The 12,402-nt window shown below is 71.8% G+C and carries 14 protein-coding genes; 10 read left to right on the forward strand and 4 right to left on the reverse strand.

Annotated features, from left to right (window positions below; all coding sequences use genetic code 11):
• Positions 1-204: 204 nt before the first annotated feature.
• The 7 genes from DMB66_RS46390 to DMB66_RS46420 all read left to right on the forward strand — a co-directional run bounded on the left by DMB66_RS46390 (position 205) and on the right by DMB66_RS46420 (position 7,424).
• Positions 205-1,242, forward strand: coding sequence for a LacI family DNA-binding transcriptional regulator (locus DMB66_RS46390; protein WP_125810496.1), 1,038 nt, complete (start codon positions 205-207; stop codon positions 1,240-1,242).
• A 66-nt stretch (positions 1,243-1,308) separates the two neighbouring features.
• Positions 1,309-2,895, forward strand: coding sequence for an FAD-dependent oxidoreductase (locus DMB66_RS46395; protein WP_125810527.1), 1,587 nt, complete (start codon positions 1,309-1,311; stop codon positions 2,893-2,895).
• Between the two features lie 13 nt (positions 2,896-2,908).
• On the forward strand, positions 2,909-4,156 hold the full coding sequence (locus DMB66_RS46400; RefSeq protein ID WP_125810497.1) for a sugar ABC transporter substrate-binding protein: 1,248 nt from the start codon (positions 2,909-2,911) through the stop codon (positions 4,154-4,156).
• Entirely contained in the window at positions 4,157-5,062 is a 906-nt protein-coding gene (locus DMB66_RS46405; RefSeq protein WP_125810498.1) for a carbohydrate ABC transporter permease, read from the forward strand.
• Positions 5,052-5,882, forward strand: coding sequence for a carbohydrate ABC transporter permease (locus tag DMB66_RS46410; RefSeq protein WP_125810499.1), 831 nt, complete (start codon positions 5,052-5,054; stop codon positions 5,880-5,882). The genes DMB66_RS46405 and DMB66_RS46410 overlap by 11 nt, the downstream gene beginning before the upstream one ends.
• Positions 5,883-5,931: 49 nt before the next feature.
• Complete coding sequence (locus tag DMB66_RS46415; RefSeq protein WP_125810500.1) at positions 5,932-7,161, forward strand: GTP-binding protein; 1,230 nt, start codon at positions 5,932-5,934, stop codon at positions 7,159-7,161.
• Between the two features lie 5 nt (positions 7,162-7,166).
• Positions 7,167-7,424: a type B 50S ribosomal protein L31 gene (locus DMB66_RS46420; RefSeq protein ID WP_125810501.1), complete on the forward strand. Its 258-nt coding sequence runs from the start codon at positions 7,167-7,169 to the stop codon at positions 7,422-7,424.
• 51 nt (positions 7,425-7,475) lie between these two features.
• Here DMB66_RS46420 and DMB66_RS46425 read toward each other — a convergent pair whose 3' ends face one another.
• The 3 genes from DMB66_RS46425 to DMB66_RS46435 are packed head-to-tail and all read right to left on the reverse strand — an operon-like array spanning position 7,476 to position 8,970.
• A complete protein-coding gene (locus DMB66_RS46425) occupies positions 7,476-7,868 on the reverse strand; it encodes a hypothetical protein (RefSeq protein ID WP_125810502.1) in 393 nt (130 codons plus the stop codon).
• Positions 7,865-8,356: a nucleoside deaminase gene (locus tag DMB66_RS46430; protein WP_125810503.1), complete on the reverse strand. Its 492-nt coding sequence runs from the start codon at positions 8,354-8,356 to the stop codon at positions 7,865-7,867. Before DMB66_RS46430 ends, DMB66_RS46425 begins: the two co-directional genes overlap by 4 nt.
• A gap of 47 nt (positions 8,357-8,403) precedes the next feature.
• Entirely contained in the window at positions 8,404-8,970 is a 567-nt protein-coding gene (locus tag DMB66_RS46435; RefSeq protein WP_125810504.1) for a hypothetical protein, read from the reverse strand.
• Positions 8,971-9,099: 129 nt separating this feature from the next.
• Between DMB66_RS46435 and DMB66_RS46440 the strand changes: the two genes are divergently transcribed.
• Genes DMB66_RS46440 through DMB66_RS46450 form a run of 3 tightly spaced genes read left to right on the forward strand, consistent with a single transcriptional unit; the run spans position 9,100 to position 11,115 of the window.
• Positions 9,100-9,513, forward strand: coding sequence for a DUF6069 family protein (locus DMB66_RS46440; protein ID WP_125810505.1), 414 nt, complete (start codon positions 9,100-9,102; stop codon positions 9,511-9,513).
• A gap of 37 nt (positions 9,514-9,550) precedes the next feature.
• Positions 9,551-9,907 (forward strand): YciI family protein, encoded by a 357-nt coding sequence (locus DMB66_RS46445; RefSeq protein ID WP_125810506.1) that lies wholly within the window; start codon positions 9,551-9,553, stop codon positions 9,905-9,907.
• Positions 9,904-11,115 carry an RNA polymerase sigma factor gene (locus DMB66_RS46450; RefSeq protein WP_125810507.1) on the forward strand — a complete coding sequence of 404 codons (1,212 nt, stop codon included), beginning with the start codon at positions 9,904-9,906 and terminating at the stop codon, positions 11,113-11,115. Before DMB66_RS46445 ends, DMB66_RS46450 begins: the two co-directional genes overlap by 4 nt.
• 5 nt (positions 11,116-11,120) lie before the next feature.
• Here DMB66_RS46450 and DMB66_RS46455 read toward each other — a convergent pair whose 3' ends face one another.
• Positions 11,121-12,362, reverse strand: coding sequence for a phosphatidylserine/phosphatidylglycerophosphate/cardiolipin synthase family protein (locus tag DMB66_RS46455; RefSeq protein WP_199753025.1), 1,242 nt, complete (start codon positions 12,360-12,362; stop codon positions 11,121-11,123).
• Between the last annotated feature and the right edge of the window lie 40 nt (positions 12,363-12,402).

Raw genomic sequence — 12,402 nt, forward strand, 5'->3', positions numbered from 1 at the left:
GCGCCTCCTCAATGGTTGCGGTGGGTAACCTGGGCGTTGGCGCGCTTGTGATCGATGAGTCTCAGTCCCCGGGCGGCGGCCGTCAAGACGCTAATACGAATTATCAGCACGACTTTCCGGTCTTGACGCGGACGGTGCGGATGTCGCAGCATTCATCTCGGCGAAACTAATACGCATTATCAGAGAAACCGAGGGTGACGCGCAGTGACTGCCGCACGGAGAAGGATCACGCAGCAGGACATCGCCCGGATGACCGGCGTGAGCCAGGCGACGGTCTCGCTGGTCCTGAACGGACGGGCGGACGGCGACGTCCGGATCGCACCGGAGACCCGCGAGCGGGTGCTGGCCGCCATCCGGGAGACCGGCTATGTCGCCGACCCGATCGCCCGACGGCTCGTCGACCGGCACAACCGCATCCTCGGCGTCTTCACCTACGAGCCGGTCTTCCCGGCCGGCAGCGGCGACTTCTACCACCCGTTCCTGCTCGGCATCGAGGAGAGCGCCGAGCGGCTCGGCTGCGACCTGCTGCTGCTGACCAGCGCGCCGGTCACCGCCGGCCGCCGCCGGATCTTCCACGAGGGCAACCGGTTCCGGCTGGCCGACGGCTGCATCCTGCTCGGCCGGTCGCTCGACCGCGACGAGCTGACCCGGCTGGTCACCGAGGGACACTCCTTCGTCTCGGTCGGCCGCCGGGACGACGCCGGCGGCCCGGTGCCGTCGGTCGGCGCCGCCTATCCGGCGGCCACCGCCGCGGTCGTCCGGCGCGCCGCCGGGCTCGGGCACCGGCGGCTCGCGTACGTGGGGGAAGGCGCCGGACCGGAGTCCTACGCCGACCGGTTCCGTGGCTTCGCGGCCGCGACCGGGACACTCGGCCTCCCTGCCGCGCACCTGACCACGGCCGGGCGGTCCCCGGCCGAGCTGCTCGACGCGCTGGTGGCCGACGGGGTCACCGCCGCCCTCGTCGAGGAATACGCGGACGCCGCCGCGCTGGCCGCCGTGGCCCGGGAGCGGGGCATGGACGTCCCCGGCGAGCTGTCGCTGCTCGCGCTGGGCGACCCGACCCGGCCCGCGCCCACCGACATCGACTTCTCCGGCTACCGCATCCCGCGCAAGGAGATGGGCCGGCTGGCCGCCGAGCTGCTGACCGCCCTGATCGGCGGCGAGCGGAGCGGGCGCGCCGCCCAGGAACTACTGCCGTGCGAGCCGGTCGACGGCGAAACCCTCGCCGCACCAAGGGTCTGAGCCGGACCAAGCCGAACAAGGGACCTGAGCCAGACCAAGACGAACAAGGGAGTGGTCTTGACGGAGATGCGGTGCGACGTGCTGGTCGTCGGCGGCGGGCTGGGCGGCGTCGCCGCGGCGCTCGGTGCGCTGCGGATGGGCCGGTCGGTCATCCTGACCGAGGAGTTCGACTGGCTCGGCGGGCAACTGACCAGCCAGGCAGTGCCGCCGGACGAGCACAGCTGGGTCGAGCAGTTCGGGGTGACCGCGAGCTACCGGGCCCTGCGCGACGGCATCCGCGACTACTACCGCCGGTTCTATCCGCTGACCGCGCGCGCCGCCCGGGCGCCGCATCTCAATCCGGGCGCCGGCTGGGTGAGCCCGCTCTGCCACGAGCCGCGCGTCGCGGTGGCGGTGATCGAGGCCATGCTGGCCCCGTACCGGGGCTCCGGCGCCCTGACGGTGCTTCAGCCCTATCGGCCGGTGGCGGCCGAGATGGACGGCGATCGGGTACGTGCGGTGCACCTGACCGGCCCCGACGACATCTGGGTGAGCGCGCCGTACGTGCTGGACGCCACCGAGACCGGTGACCTGCTGCCGCTGACCGGCACGGAATACGTCACCGGCTTCGAGTCGCGCGCCGAGACCGGTGAGCCGAGCTCGCCGGACGCCGCCCAGCCGGGCAACATGCAGGCCGTCTCGGTCTGCTTCGCGGTCGACCACCTGGACGGCGACCGCACCATCGACAAGCCGCCCGGATACGACTTCTGGCGCTCGTACACCCCGGAGTTCTGGCCCGGGCCGCTGCTGTCCTGGCGGACGCCCAACCCGCGCACGCTGGAGGTCGCCGAGCGCGGCTTCACCCCGAACCCGGACGACGACCCCCTGACGGTGCGGGCCGATCAGCGGGTCAGCCCCGGCGACGGCAATCTGTGGACGTTCCGGCGGATCGCCGCGCGGCGGCAGTTCACCGACGGCGCCTACCTCAGCGACATCACCATCGTGAACTGGCCGATGATCGACTATTTCGAGAGCCCGGTCATCGACGTGCCCGACCCCGCCGCGGGGTTCCGCCGGGCCCGCGAGCTGTCGATGGCCGTCTTCTACTGGCTGCAGACCGAGGCGCCGCGGCCGGACGGCGGCACCGGCTTCCCCGGGCTGCGCCTGCGCGGCGACGTCACCGGGGGCGCCGACGGGCTGGCCCAGGCTCCGTACATCCGGGAGTCGCGGCGGATCCGGGCCGAGTACACCGTCGTCGAGCAGGACCTCTCGCTGGCCGTGCGCGGCGAGAAGGGCGCGGTGCGCTACCCGGACGCCGTCGGCGTCGGCATGTACCGGATCGATCTGCACCCGTCGACCGGCGGCGACACCTACATCGACGTCGCGGCGTGCCCGTTCGAGATTCCCCTCGGCGCGCTGCTTCCCCGGCGGGTGACGAACCTGCTGCCCGCCGGGAAGAACATCGGCACCACGCACATCACCAACGGCTCCTACCGCCTGCATCCCGTCGAATGGAACGTCGGCGAGGTCGCCGGCCTTCTCGCCGACTTCTGCCTGTCCCGGGGCGTGCCGCCCCGGGCCGTGCGGGACACCCCCGGCCTGCTGGCCGAATTCCAGGACCGCCTCACCGGCAACGGCGTCGAGCTGCACTGGCCCGACATCGCCGGGTACTGAAGGGCACCCGTTCATGAAGAAGAGAATCCTGGCGGCGGCACTGGTCACCGCGCTGCTTCCGCTGTCCGGCTGCGGCGGCGACGCCGCCGACGGGCCGGTCGAGCTGCGGATGACCGTGTGGTCGGCCAACGAGGCCCACCTCAAGCTGTTCAACGAGATCGCCGCCGACTACCGGACGACCCACCCGGACATCGCGAAGATCACCTTCGATCCGATCCCGTTCGAGAACTACACCACGACGCTCACCACCCAGCTGGCCGGCGGGAAGCCACCCGACCTGGCCTGGATCCTGGAGAGCTCGGCGCCCGACTTCGTCTCCTCCGGCGCGCTGGCGCCGCTCGACGACAAGCTGCAGGACCAGGCGGGCCTCAACCCGGCGGCGATGAAGCTCTGGCGTACCGGCGGAAAGACCTACGCGTACCCGTTCTCCACCTCGCCGTTCGGGGTCTTCGTCAACACCGACCTGCTCAAGAAGGCCGGCGCGCCGAACCCGGCGGACCTGATCGCCGACGGCGGTTGGACCTGGGACGCGGCGATCCGGGCGGCCTCGGCGGTGCACGCGAAGACCGGCAAGGCCGGCCTGGTGGTGCGCGACTTCGACTATAAGGGCTGGGACAACCTGTCCACCGTGTGGACCGGCTGGGGCGCGCAGGCGTGGACCCCGGACGGCAGGACCTGCGGCTTCGACCAGCAGCCGATGGTCGACGCGATGACCTTCCTGCACCGGGCGATCTTCACCGGCAAGGCGCTGCCCGGGCCGGGCACCGCCGCGGACTTCTTCGCCGGCGAGGCCGCCATGACGATCACCCAGATCTCCCGGGCGTCGCTGCTCGAGGACAAGTTCGGCTGGGACCTGGTGCCGCTGCCCGCCGGGCCGAAGGGCGAGTACGCCGTGATCGGGCAGGGCGGTCTCGGCGTACTGAAGAAAGGCAGCCGCCCGGAGGCCGCGGCCGATTTCCTGGCCTTCTTCACCGACCCGGCCAACTCGGCGAAGCTCGCCGCGTTCTTCCCGCCGCCCCGGCAGTCCATGCTCACCGCCGAGACCCTGGCCAAGACCAACCCGAAGCTCAGCCCCGAGCAGCTGCAGTCGGTGGTCATCGACGGCATCTCGACCGGCGTGGTCAAGCCGTCGCACACCGGGCAGGCCGAGATCAGCCAGGCGGTCCGGGCCGCGCTCGACCCGCTGTGGCAGCCGCAGGCCGACGTCAAGACCGTGCTCGCCGGCGTCTGCACCGCGATCAACCCGCTGCTGAGCAAGTAGGTGTCCACCCCTTCCACCCCGGCGTTCTGGACCACCAGGCGCCGGGACCACCTGGCGGGCTATCTCTTCGTCGCCCCGCAGCTGATCGGCAGCGCCGTCTTCGTGCTGCTGCCGCTCGGCCTGGTCTTCTACTACTCGCTGCACGAATGGAACGTGCTGGCCGATACCTTCTCCTTCGTCGGCGCGGAGAACTACCGCGCGCTCGCCGGGGACCCGAACCTCGGCCCGGTGCTGCGGGCCACGGCCGGCTTCTCGGCCGGGCTGGTGGTGCTCAACCTCGGCCTGGCGCTGCTGCTCGCGGTGCTGCTCAACCAGCGGCTGCGGGGCACCGTGGTGTTCCGCACGCTGTTCTTCTCGCCGGTCGTGGTGTCGCTGGTGGCCTGGACGATCGTCTGGCGCTTCCTGCTGCAGGACAACGGCGGGATCAACGGCGCGCTGGACCTGGCCGGCGCGGGCGGCCCGAACTGGCTGCGCGGCGAGGGCACCGCGATGCTCTCGGTGATCGTGGTGCAGGTGATCAAGAACGTCGGCCTCAACATGGTGCTCTTCCTGGCCGCCCTCCAGGGTGTGCCCGCCGACCTGCACGAGGCCGCGCGGGTGGACGGCGCCTCCGCGTGGACCCGGCTCCGGCGCATCACCGTGCCGCTGATCAGCCCGACGATCCTGCTCACCTCGATCATCACGGTGGTCGGCTCGCTGCAGGTCTTCGCCCAGATCGCCGTGCTCACCCAGGGCGGGCCGGGCACCTCGACCACGGTGCTCGTCTACTACCTGTACCAGCAGGCGTTCCAGTTCCATCACTTCGGCTACGGGGCCACGTTGTCGGTCCTGCTCTTCCTGATCGTGCTGGCGCTGACCGTGGCGCAGTGGCAGCTGCGCAAGAGGTGGGTGTTCCATGAGCAATAGGGTCCGGCTCGCGTTCTACGGGCTGCTCTGCGTGCTGGCCGTCCCGTTCGTCTTCCCCACCTGGTGGATGATCACCTCCTCGGTGAAGCCGGTCAGCGAGATCTTCTCCTGGCCGCCCGCGCTCATCCCGACGAGCTTCAGCCTGGACGCCTACCGGGACGTCTTCACCCTGCAACCGTTCGCGCAGCAGTACTTCAACAGCGCGTACATCGCGGCGGTGGTCACCCTGGGCACGCTGGCGGTGGCCGCGCTGAGCGGGTACGCCTTCGCGCGCATCCGCTTCCCCGGCGCCAACGCGTTGTTCCTGGTGGTGCTGACCGGCCTGCTCATCCCGAGCGAGGTGACGATCGTGCCGCTGTTCCAGATGTTCAACAGGTGGGGTCTGGTCGACACCCACTGGCCGCTCATCCTGGTGCCGATCCTGGGCGCGCCCGGCGTGCTTGCCACCTTCATCATGCGGCAGTTCTTCCTCGCGCTGCCCGGCGAGCTGGAGGAGGCGGGCCGGCTGGACGGGCTGGGCCGGTTCGCGATCTTCTGGCGGATCGCGTTGCCGCTGTCCCGGCCCGCCCTCGGCGCGGTCGCCATCTTCACGTTCCTGCACAGCTGGAACCTCTACCTGGAACCGATCGTGTTCCTGTCCACCCCGGCGAAGTTCACCCTGCCGCAGGCGCTGACGCAGTTCGTCGACGCCTACGGCGGCCCGATGTGGGACGTGCAGCTCTCAGCCGCGACGCTCTCCGCCGTACCCGTGCTGGTGGTCTTCGTGATCGCGCAGCGGCAGTTCATCGAGGGCCTGGCGCACACCGGCCTGAAGGGCTGACCCGCCGCGCCCTCTTTACAATGAAAACCATTTCCAACAAGATGGGGGAATGAGTACCCGTCCGATCACCTCCGTCGCACCCGCGCCGGCCGACCACCGCCCCCGGGTCACCGTGCTGGCCGGCTTCTCCCCGCCGGCCACCGAGGCCGTCGCCCGCAGCCTGCTCGTCACCGACCCGCGGCTGCTGCTGGTGCGGCACGACCTGACCCGGGTGCGCGACGGGTTCGTGCGCCGCGTCGTGCGAACCGCCGGCACGATCATCGAGGACGAGACCGTGCGGCTCGTGCACGGCTGCGTGGCCTGCACGCTGCGCGACGACGTCCTGCCCACCCTGGTCCGGCTCAGCCGGGAGCGCCCGGGCAGCGACCTCGTGCTGGCGCTGTCGAACGTGGTGGAACCGGAAGCGGTCGCCGCCGCCTGCGCGCACGGCGCGGTCGACGGCGTCGCGGTCACCGACGCGCTGCGCTTCGACTCCTACGTCACCGTGGTCGAGGCCCGGGGCCTGCTCGACGACCTGGCCGGCACCGACGACCTGCGCGACCGGGACCTGCACGCCGCCGAGCAGGACGGCCGCAGCGTCGCGGCCGTGGTGGCCCGCCAGATCGAGTACGCGGACACCATCGTCGTCTGGGGCCGCCCCGACGACCAGGCCGAGGCCCTGCTGCACCGCCTCGCCCCGTGGGCCACCCAGGTGCGCGTCGGCGACACCACCACGATCGACTGCACGGCGCTCGCCGCCCGGCTGCGCGGCACCGGCCGGCACGATCCGCGCACCCCCGGGATGCTGGGCCGCGCGCTGGAGGGCCTGCCGATCGGCGTGCACGATCCGGACGGGGGCGCGGTGCTGTTCCGCGCCCGGCGCCCGTTCCACCCGGGCCGGCTGCACGCGGCGCTGCCGGAGCTGACCGGGGCGGCGCTGCGCGGGCGCGGGCAGCTCTGGCTCGCCTCCCAGCCGGAGGTGGCGATCGGGTGGGAGTCCGCCGGGGGCGGCATCGCGCTCGGCGCCCTGGGGCCCTGGCTCGACGCGCTCCCGGTGGCTCGGTGGGGCGCCGCGAGCGACCTGCGGCTGCTGGCCGCGGATCTGGACTGGGATCCGTACTACGGCGACCGGCGCACGGTGCTGGCCTTCATCGGCCTGGACCTGGCGCCGGACGCGCTCACCGAGCGGCTGACCGACTGTTTGGTCACAGATGCCGAGATCGCTGGCCATCCGGCGGCCCTGGCCGGAATATCCGACCCCTTCACGGGCTTCTTTCCCGTGGATCCCGAGGAGGACTGAGAGACATGAAGACTGGCATCCACCCCGCGTACGGCTACGTCGTCTACCGCGACCGCAGCGCCGACTACGCGTTCCTGACCCGTTCCACGGCGACCAGCGGCAAGACGGTCGAGTGGAGCGACGGAAACACGTACCCGGTCCTCGACGTCGACATCTCCAGCGGCAGCCACCCGTTCTGGACGGGCAAGCAGCGGTTGCTCGACACCGCCGGCCGCGTCGAGAAGTTCCGCGCCAAGTACGCCCGCGCCCGCGGCGCGAAGTAGGCCCTCAGCGAACCGGCGGCGCCCGCACCGGGCGGCCGCCGGTTCCGGCACCTACGCCACAGCCTCGTACGCCTCTTTGATCTCGCGCAGGTCCCGCTGCTCGGCGCGGTAATCGCGGGGCCGGGGCCGGTCCGGGTTGGGGTCGAGGATCACCTCGGCCGCACCCAGCGCGGCCAGCGCACCCACGTCCCCGACCACCTGGGCGAGGGTACCGACGCCGGCGGGCCGGTCCGGTCCGGCCGGCTCGGCCAGCCACGCGAGCAGCACGAACGGGTCGTGGAACGGTTCGGGATAGATCGCGGCGACCTCCGGGGTGAGCACCACGTGGTCCGAGACGACCAGCGTGCCGAAGCCGCCGTCCTCGGCGAACCGGGCCCAGCCGAGCAGCGCGTCGTAGCTGGACCCGGGGCCGAAGTTGGGCACGTTGACACCGAGCCGGATCATCGCGCGTACCCCCGGAACGGCGCGGCCACGTCGGCGCCGGTGCGCCCGGCCCGGGCGATGCCCGGCAGCACCGCGGTGACGGCGTCGATGAGCTGGCCCGTGGTCACCGGATCAGCGTCGACGGCCGCCGGGACGAGCTCCTTGCCGGCCGCGTACACGATCTCGCCGACCCCGGCGGCCGCGGCGACCAGCCGGCAGATCGCGCACGGCTCGCAGCTGGAGTAGACGACCGCGCCGGCCAGATCCGCGGTGCCGAGCCGCCGGGCGGCGTCGCGGACCGCGACGACCTCGCCGTGCCCGGACGGGTCGTGGTCGTCCAGGACGGTGTTCACGCCGCCGCCGAGCACGACGCCGTCGCGCACGACCAGCGCGGCGAAGGGCAAGCTTCCGGCCTCGGCCCGGGCGAGGGCCAAATCGACGGTACGGGCCAGCGCGGCGTCCTCGTCGAGCCGGGCTCCGATCAGTGAGTTGATATCAACCGTGGTCATCCCGCGAGGCTAGGAGCTGACCAGCCCCCGCGCCGCCCCGGACACGGTCATCGGCGACCTGGCCCCGCCGGGAACACCGCCTCGGTGATCGTGGCGGTGCCGGCGACCGGCCGCTGCTCGTACATCGTGATCGGGTCCCCCGGCAGCAGGTGGTGCCACCGGACCGCGGTCAGCGGGGCGAGCCGGACCGAGCCGGCGCCGCCCGGCGGCAGGTCCGGGGCGTATTCGACCCAGATCAGGGCGACGGCCAGCTCCGGCTCCCCGGCGGGGGTGACCAGGCCGATGTCCCACAGCGGCCGGACCTGCCCGGCACCCGGGATCGGGCCGCGCCGCGCGCCGGGGACGAGCCGCAACTCGGCCCGGATGACGCCGTGCAGCACCTCCCGGCGCCGCCAGGCACACCAGGCGGCGCTGCGCTCGAGCTTCATCCGGTGCGCGGCGTCCTCGAGAGTCCGGAAGAACGATGTCGTCGCCGGATAGTCGTCGCCCCGGTCGAGCAGCACGTCGAGGGCGAGCTCCCACTCGTGCACGGCGAGATATTCGTCGAGGTCGGCCCGCGGCAGCCAGGCAGGGAGCTCGCCCGCCGCCTGGCGCAGGAGTTCGGGCACATCCACACCAGCGATTGTGCCCGCCCGGAAACTTCTTGAAGAAATTCCGTCGGACGTGTCGACTACGGTCGAGCCCGTTCGTAGCCCAGGTGAGAGACCGGCACGGAGCCGGTCGCCAGCGCCCTGGAGGGCACCATGACCGCCACCCGCACCGCCGTCCCGTCCCGCACCACCGTCCTCCGCCCGCTGGCCGGGACCGGTGTGGTCGCCCTCGCCCTCGCCAGCGGCGCCACCGCGGCCGTCGCGGCCGCCGGCCACGCGGCCGGGATCAGCCTCGACGTCAGCGGCGCCCCGATCCCCGTCACCGGCTTCGCCGTGCTGACCGCCGTCTTCTCCCTCGTCGGCCTGGTCCTCGCCGCGGTGCTGGCCCGCGTGGCCCGCCACCCCCGCGCCATCTTCGTCCGCAGCACCGTGGTGCTCACCGCGCTGTCCCTCGTGCCGGACGTGATCGCGGACGCGACACCTGGTACGAAGATGCTGCTGATGCTGACCCACCTGGTCGCCGCCGCGATCGTCATCCCGGCCGTCGCACGCCGGCTCCCCGCCTGACACCGTCCAGTCCAGCCACTACTCACTAGGAGCGATCATGAAGCAGTACATGCTTGCCGTGCACACCGTCGAGGGCGCGCCGACGCCGTCGGACGAGGAGATGCAGACCGCGTTCGCCCAGGTCGACAGGGTCAACGCCGAGTTGCGGGCCGCCGGCGTCTGGGTCTTCGGCGGTGGGCTGATGCCCGCCGACAGCGCCACGGTCGTCCGGGTCGACAGCGGCGCGACCACCCTGACCGACGGGCCGTTCGCTGAGACCAAGGAACAGCTCGGCGGGTTCTGGGTGATCCGCAGCGCCGATCTCGACGAGGCGCTGGCCTGGGCCGGGAAGTGCGCGCAGGCGTGCATGAACCCGGTCGAGGTCCGGCCGTTCGAGGACGAGCCCGGCGAGTGACCGGGCACCCGCCGGCGGCCGGGGTTGACCTGGCGAGCATCTACCGGGCCGAGTACGGCCGCTGCGTGGCCACCCTGGCCCGCGTCCTCGGCGACCTCGGCCTGGCCGAGGAGGCCGTCCAGGACGCGTTCGCGATGGCCCTGCGGAAGTGGGAGGTGCCGCCGCCCAACCCCGGCGGGTGGATCGTGACCACCGCCCGCAACCGGGCCATCGACCGGCTGCGCCGGGAGTCCACCCGCGAGGCCCGCCACGCCGAAGCGCTGCTGCTGCACCAGCCCGACGAGCCCAAGGAGGTGGGACCGGTGCGCGACGACCAGCTCCGACTGATCTTCACCTGCTGCCACCCGGCGCTCGCGCCGCTCGCGCAGACCGCTCTCACCCTGCGGCTGCTCGGCGGGCTCGAGGTGCCGGAGATCGCCCGGGCGTACCTGGTGCCCGAGCCGACCATCGCCCAGCGCATCGTGCGCGCCAAGAAGAAGATCCGCGACGCCGGCATCCCCTACCGGGTGCCGGGCGCGGCGGAGCTGCCCGCCCGGCTACCGCCGGTGCTGACCGTGCTCTATCTGATCTTCAACGAGGGCTACACCTCGACCTCCGGGGCGCTGGTGCGCACCGACCTGTGCCTGGAGGCCGTCCGGCTGGCCCGCGAGCTCGCCGCGCTGATGCCCGACGAGCCGGAAGTCCTCGGGCTGTGCGCGCTGCTGCTGCTCATCGAGGCCCGCCGGCCGGCCCGGGTCGGGCCCGGCGGCGAACTGGTGACCCTCGCCGAGCAGGACCGCTCGCTGTGGAACCAGGAGCTGATCGGCGAAGGCCACGCCCTCGTGCGGCGCTGCCTGCGCCGCGACCGGCCCGGGCCCTACCAGCTCCAGGCCGCCATCAACGCCGTACACACCGACGGACCCAGCACCGACTGGGGCCAGGTGCTGGCGCTCTACGACCAGCTCCTGCGGCACACCCCGACGCCGATCGTCGCGCTCAACCGGGCGATCGCCGTCGCCGAGGTGCACGGCCCGGCGCTGGCGCTGGCCGCCATCGAGGGCATCGACCTGCCGGGCTACCACCTTCTGCCCGCCACCCGGGCCCACCTGCTGGAGCGGCTCGGCCGCGGCGCCGAGGCCCAAGCCGCCTACGGTGAGGCCATCGCCCTGGCCACCAACGACACCGAACGGGCGTTCCTGCGGGACCGCCGCTCCCGCCTCGGCCCATGACCCGACTATCGGCAGGGGAAGGTGGCGACGGTGCAGGTGACCCCGACGTTGTAGGAGTCGTTGAAGTGCGCGTAGTACGCGTCGTAGAGCGGATGGGTGCTCTCGGACTCCGGGCCCATCTTGACGAAGAGCTCGTCGTTCTCGCTCAGCGCGTCCTGGGTCCAGTTCTGCGCACCGGTGTAGACCCGGTGCTGGTAGGTGGTGCCGTACAGGCCGTAGGCGAGGAAGAACTTGTCGTGGATGTCGTCCATCCTGCGGATGGCGGCCCCGGCGGCCAGCAACTCGTTGTAGACGCCCTGGCTCATGGCGATGCCGCCGGTGGCATCGCTACCGATCGTCATCCAGACCCGGCATCCGTCGGCGCGGAAGTCCTTGACCAGTTGGACAAGCGCGGGCCGGCCGGCGGTGACGGCCGCCATGCCGATGCGAAGCCGGCAGTTAGCGTTGGGCGTCATGTCGTTGATCCGGGTGGCGATGGTGTCGGTCTGGCCCACCGCTTCCGGCGAGGCGTAGGCATCGGCCGCGGTCGCCTGGTAGTAGCCCCGGCCCGACGCCGCGTCGTAGTAGTCGTTGCCCGCGTAGTGCCGCTGGGACCACATGTCCGAGAAGTTGGCGTTCAGGCCGGTCGTCAGAGCCGCGTCGCCGTAGACGGTGATGGCATTGTTGGAGGCATCCGGGCCGGTGGCGTAGGTCATGTTCGCGGAGCCGAACCACGAGACGTTCGCCCGGGAGACCCCGTTGGGGTCGGTGGTCGCCGTGAACGTGAACATCTTCGTGTGCATGTCCCCGTCCGCGCTGGTGCTGATGCAACTGCGCCCGCCGCTGCCGTTCCGGCAGAACCGGTGGTTCGCCAGACGCTTGATGGTCGCGATCGAGGGATCGGTGGAACTCTCATTCTTGCCGTCGATGACCACCATGACCGTGACGCCCCGGGTCTGCGCGCTGACCAGCGCGTCGGCGATCGAGTCGATGCTGATGGAGTGGATGGTCCCCTTGATGGTCGACCCCGCCGGAGCGGCGCCGATGAGCCGCCGCAACTCGTTGTGAATCGTGTAGTCGCGACCGCCGTTCGCCCGCGGATTGCTGAAATGCGCCCAGACCGGATAGCCGCCGATCGTCGCCTGCGCGGACGCCACCACGGACGCCTCGGCAGCGGTCGCGCTGCCGGGCAGGCCAACCCCGACTGACAACACCCCGGCCAGTCCGAACGCCACGGCGATCCGCATCGACATCAATCTTGGTCTCATGGAGATGTTGCTCCTCGCGCCGCCCGACAGTCGGCTATGG

It is taken from the genome of Actinoplanes sp. ATCC 53533 (assembly GCF_003947245.1).

Coding starts and splice junctions, on each gene's coding strand:
- DMB66_RS46395 (WP_125810527.1), top strand. CDS start 1,309: ATGCGGTGCGACGTGCTGGTCGTCGGCGGCGGGCTGGGCGGCGTCGCC.
- DMB66_RS46400 (WP_125810497.1), top strand. CDS start 2,909: ATGAAGAAGAGAATCCTGGCGGCGGCACTGGTCACCGCGCTGCTTCCG.
- DMB66_RS46410 (WP_125810499.1), top strand. CDS start 5,052: ATGAGCAATAGGGTCCGGCTCGCGTTCTACGGGCTGCTCTGCGTGCTG.
- DMB66_RS46415 (WP_125810500.1), top strand. CDS start 5,932: ATGAGTACCCGTCCGATCACCTCCGTCGCACCCGCGCCGGCCGACCAC.
- DMB66_RS46420 (WP_125810501.1), top strand. CDS start 7,167: ATGAAGACTGGCATCCACCCCGCGTACGGCTACGTCGTCTACCGCGAC.
- DMB66_RS46425 (WP_125810502.1), bottom strand. CDS start 7,868: ATGATCCGGCTCGGTGTCAACGTGCCCAACTTCGGCCCCGGGTCCAGC.
- DMB66_RS46430 (WP_125810503.1), bottom strand. CDS start 8,356: ATGACCACGGTTGATATCAACTCACTGATCGGAGCCCGGCTCGACGAG.
- DMB66_RS46440 (WP_125810505.1), top strand. CDS start 9,100: ATGACCGCCACCCGCACCGCCGTCCCGTCCCGCACCACCGTCCTCCGC.
- DMB66_RS46445 (WP_125810506.1), top strand. CDS start 9,551: ATGAAGCAGTACATGCTTGCCGTGCACACCGTCGAGGGCGCGCCGACG.
- DMB66_RS46455 (WP_199753025.1), bottom strand. CDS start 12,362: ATGAGACCAAGATTGATGTCGATGCGGATCGCCGTGGCGTTCGGACTG.